We start from the raw sequence: 17,716 nt of genomic DNA on the forward strand, positions 1-17,716 counted from the left end.
TGGTTTCTTCCTAATTAATATGCTAATTCGTTACTTAAAGACATAGATAAGGTTCTTTTTGCTCTACACATAAGTACCCACGCATAATCTCTTGAGATGTTTAACTTTTCGCAAATGGTTTCTGTTTCAAATTCATTAAAAACTTTCATTTTAAAAACTTCTGCTTGTTTCTGTGGTAATCTTTTTAAATTTAGTAATACCTTATTTTTTAATTCGGTATAACCTTCTTTATCACTATATTCCTTCTTATAAAAAGAATGCTCTCCAGATTCTGTATGATACAACTCTTGATAATCTTCATGTGATATCATATATTTTTCTGCAATACCATTTGCAGTATTTCCTTTTCTGTAATAATCTATAATTTTATGATTTAGAATAGACATTAGCCATGTTTTTTCTGAGGCTTTCCCTTGAAATTTTTCTGCTGCTTTTAAAGCTGATAAAAATGTTTCTTGAATAAGTTCTTCGGCATCATGAGTACTAGAAACTCTGCTTCTGGTATATCTTAAAAAGAAATTATAGTATTGAGATATCCAGTTATCGGGGTTAAGTGTTCTGTTGTTTACATTTTGCATTTCAATAATTTTTAATATTCTAATTTAGATGTACGGTTGTCTATTTTTTTTGAATTATAATAATTCTTGTAAACCTTATTGTAATTATCGTGCCAAATACTTTTTTTATTATAAATAATTGAAAATCAATAAGTTAATTTAAATTATCATAAAATTTATTTGTAGGAATTATACTGTATTTAGGAATTATACCATATGTGGTATGATAAAATAAAATATCCATTATTTTGGCTTTTTTGTAAAGACTACGGGTAATTGTAATTTGTGACTTATTGTTGAAATAAATAATTGTAAATGGATTATTATTTACAGCATAAATGGTTTGATGCTTTTAGTTTTTTATGGGAAAAGAAGCATAATGATATGGGTAAAAAAGTGAAGTTATTTCTGCCTTATTTATAACAAGAACAATATATTTAAACTAAAACAAGGATGTTACATAATTGTAAACACCCTTGTCTATTCATGAATTAGTCTAACAAAACTCAATTATTTTTCATACTTAATTTTATACTGCTTCTAAAGGGTAATATTGGTTTTTATAAAAGTTAATAGTTTCTTCAAAGAAATCTATCATATCCTGCTTATTTATGCTTGTTAGAGGTACAATAGCTTTGTTGCTATTTTTATCTGAATGCCATTTCCCGATACTTAAATCTGGAAAATTTGTGGTAGCTAAATTTTCCATGCCATGCCATGCTGTTATAAATAAACAATGCTCAGTATTTTTTTTCTGGGGTTCAGGAATTGTCATTCCAAAACTTAGAGTGATATCTATATTAGAATTCAAAAGAAAAAATGCTGAAGTGTTAAAGTCACTTGGCCAAATGGCGATATCTACATTTATTTGATGCTTTTTAATAATTTCTTGTAATACTTCTTGTACTAGCATTCTAAATTTAGATAATAAGAGTAGCCTATCCTTATCAATAATTTTGAATTCAAAATTAGCTGTAATTTCTTCATAAGGCATTTTATGATTGTGTTTAAAAGTATATTCATTTGCAAAGTTTAATTCTTTTGCTGTACTTTTTAACCATTTTAAAATGTCTTTGTGGGTTTTATGATCTAAATATATTTTTTTATTGGCGCTATGTTGCGTTTTCCATTGTAAAGAAAAGTCATCATAATTTAAGCATAATTGGTCACCAGCCAAGTTTAAAGGAGTGGTTTGTAAACAACTTCCATCTTCGCAAAAATGCATAGTATTTTTACTTCCAATGGGTCTGTGTTGCAAAAAGCTATTCCCTGCATTTGCTAAATATTGAGCAGCTAGATGCATCATACCATCCATATTAATTGTTTTGTTTTCCATTTTGCTTTATTATAATTAATAAACTTCTATTTTTAATTTAAGCAGACATTTCTGTATGCCTTGAAGGTGTAATCAATATGTCACTAAGAAGCTTTAATTCATTATTAGCTGAATAATATCCATATTTATCAAAATTGAATGCTTTTTTAATACCAGCTTCTATAGCCATAGTTTCAATCCATCTAACAATTTCAAAATGTTGATATTCATGTAATACTATTTTAGCTATTAAGCCGTGATCTGATTTCCATTCTAGTGTAAAAAAATCATGATTAAAAACAAGCATGTCTCCGCTTGATGTAAGTTTTTTAGTGTGTAAACAATGCTCTTCCATAGAGTGATGTAATGAAAGACTTCTTTTGTTGCTGTTTGAGTTTGTAAAACTTGCTTCGGCAGCGATTAAATATTGCATAGCAAATTGTATAATTTTTTCCATAAGGTTTTAATTTTATAGATGTATATATATTAGGTGATTGATTTTATGAGATTGAATAATTGTATTTATTGGTTTTATCTGTAATGATGTTAAATAGTATTAGAATTACTCCCAAACTGACACAAAAAGCGATATCAAAAATTTCTAGATAGTTAAAGAAAAAGATAGGGAGTGCAATTAGGCTTATTGCAAAGCTTAATTCAATATTTCCATAGGTTTGCATGGATAATACTTTAAATATGCTGTATTTGAATGTTGTAATTACTGTTAATAATAAAAATAATATGGCAAGAAATAAATTAAACTTTATCATCAGTGGTGATAAAAAATTGTAAAACATAGATGAAAAAAGAAATGTAATGAGTACATAATTTACGATAGCCCTAGATTGTGAATTAAATATTAAATATAACATGTCCTTTTATTTTTATTATTAACACATATTAACAACCTAAAGTCATGCCAAAACCTTTTTTAAAATTAAACTACTGATTTACAGATGCTTATATTTAAAATGTTTTTTTTGTAGCAAAAAAATATACTACATACGGTAGTTTTACAACATGTTATATATGTTGTGTGTGGTGAAATATGTAATGTGGGAGGTAATTCTATTACAGAAAAAAACATTAATTTATGTTAAATTAATACTTTTTCAATAACCCATTAAAATGATTCAAATTTTTTAAAAATAAGAAATCTGAAGTTATTATAGGTATGTGATTTAAATTTTAGGATACTCCGTTTGTGTCATTTTGTAGATTGCATTACTTGTATAGCACTATGTTTAGTTTTTTACAAATTAAACTGTATTTAATTTATGAGAAGAATGCTATTGCCAAGTATTTGGAGCTATGCTGTCAAGTTCTAATGAATAGATTACTTTTTTTGTATTTATTTCATCTAATATCATTTTAAACCAGTTTTTTAAAGAGTTTGCAATTATGGGGTTCTCAAAAGAGTCGTGCCATACTTTAATTAATTGACCAAATAGTCCTTTTTTGGTAGGATCTAAGTCTATATAAATAAGATTACCTCCATTATCTATGGCTAAAGGAATCCACAAGGTATTCCATATATTATCTTTCACTTTTTCCGAGAATACTTCATCTAGCCTACCTTTTAATGGCATTTTATCTATTTGTTTTTCCTGATAGCTCCTCTTCTGTTCAATAAGTCTTGCTTCATGCTTATCAAAAAAACCATCATCTAGCTTATTTTTCATAAACTTCCAATGCAAAATAATTTCTGCTATAGTTAATAATCGGTAATTCTCAAAAAAGCCGAAAGTTTCTGGGTTTTGACCATTGTTTTCTAGGTATAAATCAATAAAATCTTGAGGTAATTTTTTGCAAATAAGTTTTTCTAAAGATTTGATTTCAGCAAAAGCTGCAGCAGGACCAAATCTAGAACTAAAATTAACATTTAACCTATCCATTTCAATTTTTAAAATCCCCCAAATTTCTTTCATCTCCTTTTATTTTTTAGCTAAGAAAAAGTATTGATGTGTATATCTATAAAGACAGTTGTTCTAAAAACCATTCAATAATTTTGTGTTTTAGATCTTAGGGTACTCTGTTTGTGTCATTTCGTGCTGTACATTACCTGTATGCGCAGTATTGAGTTTTTCAAATAATAAAAGTTGTACTTCTTCACCGTTTACTGTTGAGGGGCAATGCTCTACACCTTTGGGTACTACTATAATTTCACCCTCGTTCACAATTTCTATACGATCTCTGAACTTCATATGTAATGTGCCTTTTAAGACTTGAAAAAGCTCATCTTCATTATCGTGAGAATGCCAAACAAATTCGCCCTGAATCTTAGCCAAAATTACTTGCATATCGTCTACAACTGCAATTTGGTGTGGATGCCATTGTTTGCTAAATGCGGCGTGTTTTTCTTTTAGGTTTATGGGTTTCATGCTGATAGAATTTTTAAATCATAAAGGTAGGGAAAATAGAAAAGGGTTTTGGCTAAAAGAAATGTTAACTTTTTGCACTAGGGATTGCAGCAAGCTACCACGTAGCGCGGAAAGCCCGACGCCTTTTTCTGGCGGAGTGCCCTAAATGCCTAAAATTAACTTAGCTATTAAGAAGTAAATTAAAAGTCCAAAAATATCATTACTAGTAGTAATAAAAGGACCCGTTGCTATAGCGGGGTCTATTCCTCTTTTATTTAAAAATAAAGGAACAAATGTACCAATTAAACCTGCTACTATAATTACCGCAACTAGGGAGAGAGAAACTGCTATGGCTGTAAGAAAGCCATTTTGTCCTTGCCATGCCCAAGTAATTAGAAAAAGTATAAGCGCAAGAATAAGACCATTTAAAAGTGCTAAAAGCATTTCTTTAATAAGTCTGTTGCCTATGCTACCTTTTAAATCGTCATTTGCTAAACCTTGCACTATAATAGCACTAGATTGTACCCCAACATTACCTGCCATTGCTGCAATTAGAGGGGTAAAAAAGAAAAGTATAGCATGTTCTTCTATCAAGGTCTCAAAATTTCCCATAATAGCAGCGGCGCCTAAGCCTCCTAAAAGCCCTAAGATGAGCCAAGGTAAGCGTGCTCTAGTAAGCTCCCAGATACTATCATCTGCCTCTACATCTTGTGAGATACCAGCAGCCATTTGATAATCTTTCTCTGCTTCTTCTTTTATAACATCTACAATATCATCTATCGTAATACGGCCAACTAGTCTACCAATTTCATCGGTAACAGGTATGGCTTCTAAATCGTATTTAGACATAATTTTAGCTACCTCTTCTGGCTTTTCATTTACATTAACAAAATCTACTTTAGTAATATAAACATCTTTAATAGCTGTTTTTGTAGAGGTAGTGAGTAAATCTTTTAGTGATAAACGTCCTTTTAATTTTTCATCATCATCTACCACATATATAGAATGTACACGTGTAACATTTTCTGCCTGTGCGCGCATTTCTTTAACACAAGTAAGTACATTCCAATTCTCGTTTACTTTTACAAGCTCTTTTGCCATCAAACCACCAGCAGAGTTTTCATCGTAGCGCAGCAGTTCTACAATATCTTTTGCGTGTTCTTTATCTTCTAGCTCAGAAATTACTTCTTTTACAATTTCTTTAGGAAGTTCGGCAACAATATCTGCCGCATCATCTGTATCTAGTTCATCTAGCTCATGCGCAATTTCTTTTGCCGATAAATTACTAAGAATTTGTTCTCTAACATCTTCATCTAACTCTGTAAGTGTGTCAGAGGTTTTATCACTATCTAAAAGTTTAATAAGATAGGTAGCTTGGTCTTTGTTTAGCTCATTAATAATCTCAGCAACATCTGCATAATGCACTTCTTCCAAAAGGCTAGCCAAAGTTTTGTCCTTTTGGTTCTCAATAAGCTGTTCTATTTCAGCTATAAGTTCATCTGAGAGTTTAAATGGTGTCATCTTCTATTTTCTTGGTTAGACCAATGAAATCTGCAACTGATAATTGCTCTGGTCTAAGCCCAAAGATAGCATCTTCTTTAAGATTATCTGAAAGATTAAATGTTTTTAAACTGTTGCGTATTGTTTTTCTACGTTGGTTAAAAGCAGCTTTTACAACTTTAAAAAGCATTTTTTCGTCACAAGCTATGCTTGTGTTTTCTTTTCTGGTTAGCCGTAATACTCCAGATTGCACTTTAGGTGGTGGATTAAATACTTGTGGGTGTACAGTAAATAAATATTCTGCCTTATAATACGCTTGTACTAAAACAGATAGTATGCCATACGCTTTACTACCTTCTTTTTCGCAAATGCGCTGCGCTACTTCTTTTTGGAACATTCCAGTAAACTCTGGCACCCATTCTTTTATTTCTAATAGTTTAAAAACAATTTGTGTAGAGATGTTATAGGGGAAATTTCCAGTAATTGCGAATTGTTCGTCTTTAAAAAGCGAAAGCACATCATATTTTAGAAAATCAGCTTCTAAAACTTTAAAAGTCCCTTTTCTGCCTATTAGTTTTGGGTGTTCTAATTGAAAATTATGATTTAAATAGTGAATAGATTCTGTATCTAAATCCATAGCAACTACATCTAAATCTTTCAGTAGTATGTATTTGGTGAGTACACCTGTACCAGGGCCAATTTCAATTACATTTCTATAATTTTTTAAAGTTAGCGTGTTAGAGATATCTTGTGCAATTTTTTCGTCTTTTAAAAAATGCTGACCTAAATGCTTTTTAGCTTTAACTGGAGTTTCTTCTTTCCAATTTTGCTTAAATTTTTTATTCTTTTTATGTTGATATTCTTTTTTTGACATCAGGTTGCAAACTTTAAGAAGTTATCAGGAAAAGGTATTGAGCGTATTTTTATTGCTATTTTAATAGTGTTCCTATTTTTTTAATACTCATTAATAACTTCTAGTTCTGTTCTAAATGCAAGCATTTTATCTGCAAAAAGCTGTAAACCCTGTTGACGTAACCGTGTGGCATCTTCCTGATAATACTTTTGTAATGTTTCTTTATTAGGCGTTGTATATTGTACAGAATAGGTGTAACCACCCATTTCTTCTTCTACTAATACTTTGCACATTTTTGCTGCGCTAAATTTACCTGTGGCTAACATTTCAGGGATATGAGTTTCTTTCATCCAGATTAGCCATTTTTCATGAACAGACTCATCTATATTGGTAGTTACATTATATATGTACATAGCTTTGGTTTCAATTCTTATTTTAGAAAGGTCTATTGTTAAGATCAATTAATAACATCACCTCGGAGTTCTCTATATTTTTTTCTTGCTTGAGGAAAAAAATAACTGTCTTGGTAGTTATAAATAATCCTTTCATAATTGTCTTTGGCCTTCTCTGGCTTATTTAAGATATTTTTATAAAGTTCCGCTAAATTAAAGTATGCATCATCAGCAAGAATTCCATCAGCGTAAAATGCTATTATTTTTTCATAATTATACTCTGCTTTTGTGTATTCTTTACGTTTTATGAGCAATTCACTTTGTTTTAAAAGCGCTTCATCTTCAATTTTTTCACCTTTATGATTTTCAAGAATATCATCTAGAATTGTAATAGCCTCTTTTGTTTTATTTTGATAAGCTAATAAATCTGCTTTTGCATATTTTTTTAGTGCTGTTTGTGTGGAGTCTTCCAAGGAATTGTCAGAAATTAGTAAACTCAATTGCATTGCATCGTTTGCAATAAGTTGAGAGGTAGAACTCCGCAATACTTTTAGTTGTGTTAAGGCCCAATCAAAATCGCCTTTGTAGAAACTAGTTTGAGCTACTTTATAGCGAGCATTTTGGCTTAAAATATCATTCTTTAAGCTTTTTTGAATTTGAGAGAAATATATTAGTGCCTGATTAAATTTCTGGTTGAATACTAAAATATCACCCAATGTCATTTTTAAATAGGCCTTGCCTTTAGTGTTTAAAGGAATTTTAAGGCTCTTTTTTAACATTTCAATTGCTGGTTCTGGTTTTTCTAAATCAAAGGTTAGAAACTTTGCATAAGCAATTTGCAGCTGTAAAGTATTACTTTTATAACCATGCGTCTCTACTAATTCTTTAAACTTGTCTTCAATGTTCTTTAGTTTATTTTTATCAGTAGAAAGTAATTCTATTTCAATAAGTTGTAATTGGGCATCTAGCTTAAAAACATCGTTATAAGTGTTTTTAATGATGTATTGATAAATAGTTGTTGCAATTTCCAAATCTTTATTTGCTAAGGCTATTTTTCCTAAATCTTCTATTCTGGCTAATGAAACTTGGTCTGATCTTTTGTATGCTGCTTTTTCTTGATTAAAAGCACTTTTGTATTGTTTTTGTTGTACAAAAAGCCAACTTAAAAGCTCGTTCCAAAGTACATTTGGGTCTTTTTGTGCATTTTGCAATAAAATTCTTTTTAGTTTAATGTTGTTCTCATTATTTGGATCATCAGAGATAAAGGCTTCTATTCTTCTAAGGATATTTTGTTTTGAAGATTTTCTGGCGCTTACAAGATCTAAGTAAGCGGTATACATTTCATCTATTTTACCTTGTTCTCCATAAATTTCTGCAAGTTGAAAATTAAAATCGTACTGACTATCTAATTCCATTGCTATACTATATGCTTTTGCAGCATTGTCTAATAAAGAGTATTTGCGAAAACGCTCGCCAATACTATAGCCAAAATTTGGACTTTTAGAAACAACTGCTATGGCTTGCTCATAATACTCATTTGCTTCTTGTTCTTTGTTTTGTAGGGTGTAATTATGCCCTAATTCTATGAGTGTAGTGGGGTGAGGGCGTTGTTTTTTTAATCGTTTAAATAGTAGTTCTTCGGCCTCTAGATAGCGTTCTAATTGCTGATAACAAGTTACAAGACCCTCTACATAATCTGACCTTCTGGGGGCTTTTTTTACTAACTTTTCGTAAAAAACAACTGCTTTTTCAAATTCTCCCGTATTTAAATACTGCTTTGCTAGAAAATCATCCTGAGCAAAGGTAGTTTGCATTAAACAAAGAAGAATAAAGGATATTATTATTTTCAAACTTGCTTTTTTACCAAATATACATAGAAAGTTGCACAGCTGATGAATCTAAGCTCTTAAGAAAAGTGTAAAAAGTAATTATTCTTATTGATTTTACTTATCTAAAATCTATCCATATTGCTAGAAGGATTATAATTATATAAATCACAACTAAATATTTTGAAAATGAACTCTTTTCTTTAGAGAAAAACCATGAAATTTTTTTTGCTAACTGTGGATTTACTTTATGAAGTCTGTTCATAAAATTCTGATCATTTAACTTCCCTAATTTCAACCAAACAGGAGTAACTATTATTAAAATTACAGAAACAATTATTTTCGTTTTAAAATCCAAATTAATTTATGTGTTGAAAGATTTTGCTAACAAGCATTATTCAATTAATCAATCCTATCAAAACCACAATAAGGAATTAAAACCTCAGGTATTTTAATACCATCTGCTGTTTGATAGTTCTCTAAAATACCTGCTAAAACTCTTGGTAAGGCTAAAGAACTACCGTTTAAAGTATGCGCTAATTGACTTTTTCCATTCGCATCCTTATAGCGTAATTTTAATCGGTTAGCTTGGTAGGTTTCAAAATTAGAAACAGAACTTATTTCTAACCAACGGTCTTGTGCGGTAGAAAATACTTCAAAATCAAATGTTAAAGCAGCTGTAAACCCTAAATCGCCACCACAAAGGCGCAGAATACGGTAAGGTAATTTTAATTCTCTAAGTATTGTTTTTACATGTTCTACCATGTCATCAAGTGCAACATATGATTTTTCTGGATGTTCAACACGTACTATTTCTACTTTATCAAACTGGTGCAGCCTATTTAAGCCTCTAACATGTGCGCCATAACTCCCTGCTTCCCTTCTAAAACAGGGTGTGTGGGTGGTATAGGTAATAGGGAACTCTTTCTCATTAACAATAACATCTCTAAAAATATTAGTTACGGGAACTTCTCCTGTAGGAATCATATAAAGATCATCTGCAGGCATATAATACATTTGTCCTTCTTTATCTGGTAATTGCCCTGTGCCATAGCCAGATGCTTCGTTGGCAACATGCGGCACTTGCACTTCAGTATAACCAGCAGCTGCATTCTTGTCTAAGAAATAAGAAATTAATGCGCGTTGCAAACGGGCACCTTTGCCTTTATATACTGGAAAACCAGCTCCAGCAATTTTAACCCCTAATTCAAAGTCAATAATATCATACTTTTTGGCAAGTTCCCAATGTGGTAAAGCGCCATCCATAAGTTTGGGAATAGCACCCTCTTTAAAAACTTCTTCATTATCCTCTTCGCTAGACCCTGCAGGTACAGAAGTATGCGGTACATTAGGAATCTGATACAATAGATTTTGAAGTTCAGTAGCAGTTGTATTTAAATCATCATTAAGGGTTTTAGAGATTTCTTTTAAACCAGCTGTTTTTTCTTTTAAGGTATTAGCTTCTTGCGCTTTACCATTTTTGTATAGTGTGCCAATTTCTTTAGACAAACGATTTGATTCTGCTAAGGTAACGTCTAGTTTTGTTTGCGTTGCTTTGCGCTTTTCATCAATATCTAATACATTTGATATGAGTGAGGCTGCATCAATATTACGTTTTTTAAGCGCATTGATAATAGTATCTTTATTTTCTTTAATAGCAGTAAGCTGTAACATGAAGTCTAAATATTTAAGGCAACAAATTTAGAGTTATTTCTGAAGTAAAAAAACAATGTGTTATTGGTCAATTAACTTAAGCGAAGTTTCTTTATCTTTTTTCAATTGCTCTTTGAGTGCTGCAATAGAGTTAAATTTCTGTTCATCTCGAATTCGATCTAAAATATCGATCTGAATTTTTTGATCATATAAATCAGCATTAAAATCAAAAAAATGAACTTCAATGGTTTGTGTTGTTCCATTTACAGTAGGGTTAAAGCCTATATTCATCATTCCGTAAACAGTTTGCTTATGAATGATACTTTTTACAATATAAACACCATTTGCAGGGATTAGCTTATAATGTTCAGCAATAGTAATATTTGCCGTTGGGAAATCTAATTGCCTCCCTAAGCCTTTACCTTTAACCACTGTTCCAGTAAGCATATAATGATAACCTAAATAACTGTTTGCAGTTTTAATATCTCCATTAACGAGTGCTTTTCTAATTTTTGTAGAGCTAACAGAAACTTCATTGATTTCTTGAGCTGAAATTTCTTCAACTTCAAAATCTAATTTTTTTCCATACTTTACCAAATCATTAATATCTGCATTTCGGTTTCTTCCAAACCTATGATCGTAACCAATAATCACTTTTTTACTATGGAGTCCTTTTACCAAAATTTCTTCCACAAACTCAGTAGCTGAGAGTCTTGAAAATTCTTTTGAAAATTTATGAATCATTAAATAATCTAAACCAGTATTTTCAAGGATTTTAATTTTCTCTTCAATAGTATTTAATAATTTAATATCAGCATCCTGTTGTAATACCATTCTAGGGTGCGGAAAAAAAGTAAGCACAGTAGCTTTTAAATTTAATGCTTTGGCATCATTTGTGAGTCTTTTCAACAACTGTTGATGACCAATATGGACACCATCAAAAGTGCCAATAGTAATGACAGTATTCTGTAATTTGTCGAATTTGGAAATACTTTTAAAGGTTATCACTAGTATAAAATAATAAAAAGTGTATTTTTATAAATAAAAAAAGTAAATGAAGGTAAAATTACGTCTAGTTTTTACAATTACCATATTTTTTCTTTGTTTTTCTAGTTTTTCACAAACTAATTATTGGAAGCAAACTAAAGTAAAAAGTGGTAATACCTCTAAAGCTATGAAGGCATTCGCTATAGAAAAAGCAATGTTTTTTACTCTAGATGAAAAAATGCTTGCAAAAAGTTTAAGTACTTCTTTGGGGGTAGTAAAAGCAAATAACGTAGTTTATTTTCCTGATGAAACTGGGTCGATGATTCCCTTTTCAGTAGTTGAAAAATCTGTTTTTTCACCAGAATTGCAAGCTAAATACCCGCAAATAAAGTCTTACAGTGGTGTGGGCTTGGCAGACCCCAAGAAGAAAATTCGATTTAGTATATCGCAGAATGGGGTACAAAGTATGGTATTGGGCACTTCCATGAATAAGGCTCTTTTTATGCAAAAATCTAAAACAAGTAACCTATACTTTTTGTATTCAAGGGCAGATTATAATACTTCTGAAAATGAATTTATTTGCGAAACTAAAGAAAATATTACTGCAAAAAAAATAGATATAACACCAAGCATAGTTACAAACCAAACATTAAAAAAATACCGATTAGCAGTATCAGCTACAGGAGAATACACAGCATTTCATGGAGGTACTGTTGCAGATGCATTAGCGGCAATTAATGCTACTATTACAAGAATAAATGAGGTTTTTGAAACAGATTTAGGTGTTACACTAGAAGTAATTGCTACTACAGATCAGATTATCTATACGAATGCGGCTACAGATCCATATAATGGTAACTTAAATGCGCAAACGCAAAATACAATAAATAGTATTATTGGAGCTGCAAATTATGATATTGGCCATTTATTACATAATGATGGTGATAATGGTAATGCAGGTTTTATAGGTGCTGTGTGTATAGATTCGCAGAAAGGAAGTGGATTTACATCTGGAGTTACTCCAGAAGGTGATAAGTTCGATTTGGATTTTGTGGCACATGAGATAGGTCACCAATTTGGGGCAAACCATACATGGTCTTTTGAGCCTGAAGGCACGCAAGTGCAAGCAGAACCAGGTAGTGGAACTACCATTATGGGCTATGCTGGTATTGCTAGGGAAAATAATATTGCTTTACAAGGAGATGATTATTTTCATTATAATAGTATCCTACAGATTACTGATTATGTAGCAACTACTAATTGTGCAGAGGATATTCCATTGCTAAATAATCCGCCTATTATAACGCCAAATCCAGATTATATAATACCGCAAGGAACTGCTTTTTTTCTTGAAGCTACTGCCACAGATAGTGATGTAGAAGATGCTTTAACATATGCTTGGGAGCAGATAGACGATGGGATAGTAACTTTTAATAATTTTGGTCCGGAAAATATTAGTGGAGCTAATTTTAGATCTCAAAAACCGAGTGCCGATCCTGTAAGATACTTTCCAAAACTATCAAGTGTATTATTGGGAAATTTGACGCAGACAAACCCTACTTTAGATTCTGCTTGGGAAACGGTATCTACTATAGAGCGAGATTTTAATTTTGCACTTACCGTTAGGGATAATGCTGCAGGAGGAGGCCAAGTGGCTTCTGATTTAGTAAAAGTAAGTGTAGTTGATAATGGAGGTTCATTTAGAGTTACTTCGCAAGCAGCAAATGAAGTATATAGTGCTGGTAGTTCTCAAGAAATTACTTGGGATGTAGCAGGAACAAACCAATTTCCTATCAATGAAGCCTTTGTAGATATTATGATTTCTTTTGATGGTGGATTATCATTTGCTACAGTTCTTGCTGAAAATGTACTAAATGATGGTTCTCATAGGATTATTTTGCCTGGTACTGCAACTAATGAGGCTAGAATAATGGTGAAGGCTCATGATAATATCTTTTTTGCAGTAAATACAGGGAACTTTACTATTAATTCAAATGAAATTGTTTTAAACTTTCCGAACTTAGAATATACAGCCTGCAAACCAAATAATTTACTTGTACCATTTGTATATGAGTCTTACTTAGGTTTTGCTGAAACAGTAAGCTTAACCGCAACAGGTTTACCAGCAGGCCTAACGAGTTCGTTTTCGCCAGCAACAGTTGCTACAAATAATACAGCTTTAGATCTTACATTTTCAAATATTGGAGTGATAGCTAATGGTGTATATCCTATTACAATTATTGCAACTGGCTCCAGTGGTATTACAAAAGAAGTGGTTTTAGATATAACCGTATCTGATACTAATTTTAGTACAATTAATTTATTGACACCTGTAAATGAGATGATAAATGTAGGAATATCTCAAAACTTTCAGTGGGATGCGGATGCAATTAGTACTATGTATGATATTGAGATAGCTACCGAGAATACTTTTTCTTCTCCTATTGAAGCTGCAACAGTAGTGCTGAATACATATGATGTAACAGACTTAATGCCTGAAACAACGTACTTTTGGCGAGTAAGACCTAAAAATAGTTGTGGAGAGGGTACCTTTTCTAGTCCATCTAGTTTCACAACGACTGCTATTGACTGTATTACTGTTTCCGCGGTAGATTTACCCAAAGAAATTTCTCCTAGAGGGTCACCTATGATTAATTCTACAATTGCTTTTACACAAGACTTACCTATTGAAGAAGTGAAGGTTACTTTGGATATTTCTCACACTTTTGTTTCAGATTTAAATATTACACTAATTTCTCCAGAAGGTACATCTGTAGTATTGGTTGATAATTCGTGTGGCGATTCGTCAAATATTAATGCAACATTTGATGCAGATGCTGATAGTTTTATTTGTAGTAATAATCCAGCGATATCCGGTATTGTAAAACCTTTAGGAAATCTAGATGTTTTTAAAGGAGAATCTTCTTTTGGAGATTGGATGCTTGTAATAAATGATGAATTTGCAGGAGATGGTGGTACACTTAATAGTTTTTTAATAGAAATTTGTGGGGAAGGTACTTTTAATCCTGATGAAGACCGAGATGGTGTTTTTGATGATGATGACCTTTGTTTAGGAACTCCTGTAGGCCAAGAAGTAGATGCAACTGGTTGTCCTATTTTTAGATTAAAAAGAGATGATTTTTCAGTAAATACAACTACAGAATCATGTACAGATAATGGAGATGGAGTGATCCAAATAGATGCAACTAGGGTTTTGGATTATGAGCTTATAATTACAGGTAATGGCATTGACGTAATAGATAATTTTACCGATAATTACACTTTAAATAATTTAGATGTTGGGACTTATAATATTTGTATTATTGGTATGGACGGATCGATAGTTTTTGAACAAATTTGTTTTGATGTGGCAGTAATGACTCCAGAAATGTTAACGGTAAGCACAACTGTATTGGATGATGAAAATCAGGCAACTTTAGTATTAGGTGGTTCTGATAATTATTTTATTACGCTTAATGGTGTTGAAATGCAAACAAGTGATAATACTATTACTTTAGAGTTAAATGCAGGTATAAATACGCTTAGCGTTAATACAAGTTTAGCTTGTCAAGGTGTATTTGAAGATATTTTGTCTGTCCTAACAGACCCAATCGTTTTCTCTAATCCAATGGGTGATGTTGTAAATATAGTTATAGGGTCAAACCAACCTAATGCAATGCTTAGAATTTATAATTTAAATGGTAAATTAATTATACAAGAGAACTATATTAGCCCTAACAGAGAATTAGAAATGGATGTAAGTGCTATTTCATCTGGCTTATATATTTTAGAGCTGGAAATTGAAAATATAAAACGAAAATATAAAGTGATTAAGAGGTAATATACTGCTGTATATTATTAATTGCCATTAAATGTATTCATAGTAGTAGGAACACCAGCTAAAACAAAAGATTTGATTAGCGTTATTGCTTTTTCTAAACGCTCAGTTAGTGCAATTTCTTCTTCTTTATTCCATTTTCCTAATACGTAATCTACTTGTCTTCCTTTTCCAAAATTAGCACCTACGCCAAATCTAAACCTATTATAATTAGTAGTATTTAATACGTTTTGAATATCTTTTAGTCCGTTGTGTCCGCCACTACTTCCTTTTGTTTTTAGTCTAATGGTTCCAAACTCTAGATTAATATCATCAGTAATTACTAAAATATTATCTAAAGGAATTTTTTCTTTTTCCATCCAATAATTAAGTGCTTTTCCACTTAAATTCATGTAGGTTGATGGTTTTAGTAATAAAATACTTCTTCCTTTTAATTTTAAGCTTGTTATAGCACCAAGTTTTACAGTTTCAAAAGAGATATCTTCTTTTTTGGCAAAGGCATCAAGAATTTTAAAGCCAATATTATGCCTGGTTTCTGCGTACTCAACTCCTATATTACCTAAGCCTACAATTAAAAATTTTTTCATAGTATCAGTTTTCTCTAAATAGGTCTTATTAGTTTTAAATATTGATTTTATAAAAGATATCATATTATTGTAATATAGTTATAAAAACAAAAAGCATCCCAATAGTAGTAAAGGGATGCTTTTATGATTTTTAAACATTTTACTCTGCAGCAGCAGCTTCAGGAGCAGCAGCTTCTGCACCTTCTTCACCTTCTACTTCATCTTCATCGTCTTCTTCAACCGCATTACGAGAAGCTTTAACTTGTACAACAACAGTAGTATATGGGTGTAAGATAGTATATTCATCTTTTAATAAAGATGCTACTTGTACTTTTCCTCCAATTTTTAATTTTGAAATATCAACATCAAAGAAATCAGGTAAGTTATCTGGTAAAGCTTTTATAGCAAGTTTGCGCTTTCTAAATAGTAAACGACCACCATTTCTTACACCAGGAGAGCTTCCTACTAATTGTACCGGAATATCCATAGTAACCACTTTGTCCTTGAATAATTGATAAAAATCAATATGTAAAATTTTGTCAGTTACTGGGTGAAATTGAATATCTTGTAAAACCGCATCTACTTTTATATCTCCCAAATCAATCACAACAGTGTGCGCGTTTGGAGTATACACTAATTTTTTGAATGCTAATTCATCCGCTGAAAAGTGTAATGGTTTTTCCCCTCCGTAAATTACGCAAGGAACCTTTCCAGCATTACGTAAGGCTTTTGTTGCTTTCTTGCCTACGCTTTCTCTTTGAGATCCTGTAATTGAAATTGACTTCATTATTTATATTTAAATATTAATTATTTACATTAAAAATTTTGAGCTAATAGATGTATTGTTATGCACACGGCTCATAACATCTGCAAATAAATCTGCACAACTCAGTACTTTTACTTTTTTACTATCTTTTCTTGATGGAATAGAGTCCGTAATGATTAATTCTGATAATTTTGAATTTTGAATTTTCTCATAAGCTCCACCAGATAAAAGACCGTGTGTGGTTATAGCTCTAACGCTTATAGCTCCCCTCTGTATCATTAAATCAGCAGCTTTTGCTAATGTTCCAGCGGTATCTACCATATCATCTACTAAAACTACATTTTTTCCTTCAACATCACCAATAAGTTCCATATGTGATATTACGTTGGCTTTAGCTCTTTGTTTGTAGCAAATAACAACATCGCATTCTAAAGCTTTTGAGTATGCGTAAGCTCTTTTAGAACCACCCATATCTGGAGATGCTATGGTTAAGTTGTCTAAATTTAAACTTTTTAAATAAGGTAAAAATAAAGTAGAAGCAAACAAATGATCAACAGGTTTTTCAAAAAAACCTTGTATTTGATCTGCGTGTAAATCCATTGTAATAATTCTAGTAGCTCCAGCAACTTCTAACGTTTTAGCCACAAGTTTTGCTGCTATAGGAACTCTAGGTTTATCCTTTCTATCTTGCCTTGCCCAACCAAAATAGGGCATTACTGCTGTTATATGTCTAGCAGATGCACGTTTAGCGGCATCTAACATCAATAACATTTCCATTAAATTTTCAGAACTAGGATTGGTAGAGCCAATAATAAATACACGTCTTCCTCTAACCGATTCTTCAAAAGAAGGTTGAAACTCTCCATCGCTATATCTAGAAAAACTTACTTTGCCTAAACCAACGCCATAAGATTTAGCAATCTTTTCTGCTAAGACTGCACTTTGCGTACAAGCAAATATTTTAGGTTTTGGCAATTGATATGACATCGTTAATGTATTGTTTTTTAGATTCTTAAATCTTGAAAATTATTTGGAGTGCAAAAATAGAAATTTATATGTTCTTGCTAAAGTATAAATGTTTAATTTTTTAGTTAAAAGATATA

At 31.5% G+C, this 17,716-nt stretch carries 15 protein-coding genes; 1 reads left to right on the forward strand and 14 read right to left on the reverse strand.

Translation table 11 applies throughout. The features are described from left to right. Positions 1-14 precede the first annotated feature (14 nt). The 11 genes from ACZ451_RS07795 to ACZ451_RS07845 all read right to left on the reverse strand — a co-directional run bounded on the left by ACZ451_RS07795 (position 15) and on the right by ACZ451_RS07845 (position 11,464). Complete coding sequence (locus ACZ451_RS07795) at positions 15-578, reverse strand: sigma-70 family RNA polymerase sigma factor (RefSeq protein ID WP_464216555.1); 564 nt, start codon at positions 576-578, stop codon at positions 15-17. 508 nt (positions 579-1,086) lie between these two features. After that, positions 1,087-1,893, reverse strand: a complete 807-nt coding sequence (locus ACZ451_RS07800; protein ID WP_464216556.1) for a hypothetical protein — start codon at positions 1,891-1,893, stop codon at positions 1,087-1,089. Positions 1,894-1,930: 37 nt separating this feature from the next. Then, positions 1,931-2,329 carry a hypothetical protein gene (locus tag ACZ451_RS07805; protein WP_464216557.1) on the reverse strand — a complete coding sequence of 133 codons (399 nt, stop codon included), beginning with the start codon at positions 2,327-2,329 and terminating at the stop codon, positions 1,931-1,933. 832 nt (positions 2,330-3,161) lie between these two features. Further along, positions 3,162-3,800 carry an SMI1/KNR4 family protein gene (locus ACZ451_RS07810; protein WP_464216558.1) on the reverse strand — a complete coding sequence of 213 codons (639 nt, stop codon included), beginning with the start codon at positions 3,798-3,800 and terminating at the stop codon, positions 3,162-3,164. Positions 3,801-3,887: 87 nt separating this feature from the next. Then, entirely contained in the window at positions 3,888-4,253 is a 366-nt protein-coding gene (locus ACZ451_RS07815) for a cupin domain-containing protein (RefSeq protein ID WP_464216559.1), read from the reverse strand. A 141-nt stretch (positions 4,254-4,394) separates the two neighbouring features. Next, positions 4,395-5,753: a magnesium transporter gene (gene mgtE / locus ACZ451_RS07820; RefSeq protein WP_464216560.1), complete on the reverse strand. Its 1,359-nt coding sequence runs from the start codon at positions 5,751-5,753 to the stop codon at positions 4,395-4,397. Further along, the gene (gene rsmA, locus ACZ451_RS07825; protein ID WP_464216561.1) at positions 5,740-6,606 is read right to left on the reverse strand and encodes a 16S rRNA (adenine(1518)-N(6)/adenine(1519)-N(6))-dimethyltransferase RsmA; all 867 of its coding nucleotides are present in this window, start codon (positions 6,604-6,606) and stop codon (positions 5,740-5,742) included. The genes mgtE and rsmA overlap by 14 nt, the downstream gene beginning before the upstream one ends. A gap of 80 nt (positions 6,607-6,686) precedes the next feature. Beyond that, the gene (locus ACZ451_RS07830) at positions 6,687-6,998 is read right to left on the reverse strand and encodes a DUF4286 family protein (protein ID WP_464216562.1); all 312 of its coding nucleotides are present in this window, start codon (positions 6,996-6,998) and stop codon (positions 6,687-6,689) included. A 44-nt stretch (positions 6,999-7,042) separates the two neighbouring features. Beyond that, positions 7,043-8,827, reverse strand: coding sequence for a tetratricopeptide repeat protein (locus tag ACZ451_RS07835; RefSeq protein WP_464216563.1), 1,785 nt, complete (start codon positions 8,825-8,827; stop codon positions 7,043-7,045). Between the two features lie 378 nt (positions 8,828-9,205). Then, a complete protein-coding gene (serS, locus tag ACZ451_RS07840; protein ID WP_464216564.1) occupies positions 9,206-10,477 on the reverse strand; it encodes a serine--tRNA ligase in 1,272 nt (423 codons plus the stop codon). A gap of 60 nt (positions 10,478-10,537) precedes the next feature. Continuing rightward, positions 10,538-11,464, reverse strand: coding sequence for a bifunctional riboflavin kinase/FAD synthetase (locus ACZ451_RS07845; RefSeq protein ID WP_464216565.1), 927 nt, complete (start codon positions 11,462-11,464; stop codon positions 10,538-10,540). A gap of 46 nt (positions 11,465-11,510) precedes the next feature. Here ACZ451_RS07845 and ACZ451_RS07850 point away from each other — a divergent pair, with 46 nt between their 5' ends. Beyond that, a complete protein-coding gene (locus ACZ451_RS07850; protein ID WP_464216566.1) occupies positions 11,511-15,284 on the forward strand; it encodes a reprolysin-like metallopeptidase in 3,774 nt (1,257 codons plus the stop codon). Positions 15,285-15,301: 17 nt separating this feature from the next. Here ACZ451_RS07850 and pth read toward each other — a convergent pair whose 3' ends face one another. The 3 genes from pth to ACZ451_RS07865 all read right to left on the reverse strand — a co-directional run bounded on the left by pth (position 15,302) and on the right by ACZ451_RS07865 (position 17,600). Then, positions 15,302-15,931, reverse strand: coding sequence for an aminoacyl-tRNA hydrolase (gene pth / locus ACZ451_RS07855; RefSeq protein ID WP_464216567.1), 630 nt, complete (start codon positions 15,929-15,931; stop codon positions 15,302-15,304). A gap of 76 nt (positions 15,932-16,007) precedes the next feature. After that, positions 16,008-16,634 (reverse strand): 50S ribosomal protein L25/general stress protein Ctc, encoded by a 627-nt coding sequence (locus ACZ451_RS07860; protein ID WP_464216568.1) that lies wholly within the window; start codon positions 16,632-16,634, stop codon positions 16,008-16,010. Positions 16,635-16,658: 24 nt separating this feature from the next. Continuing rightward, positions 16,659-17,600 (reverse strand): ribose-phosphate pyrophosphokinase, encoded by a 942-nt coding sequence (locus ACZ451_RS07865; protein ID WP_464216569.1) that lies wholly within the window; start codon positions 17,598-17,600, stop codon positions 16,659-16,661. Positions 17,601-17,716 lie beyond the last annotated feature (116 nt).

It is taken from the genome of Allocellulophaga tsushimaensis (genome assembly GCF_055383085.1).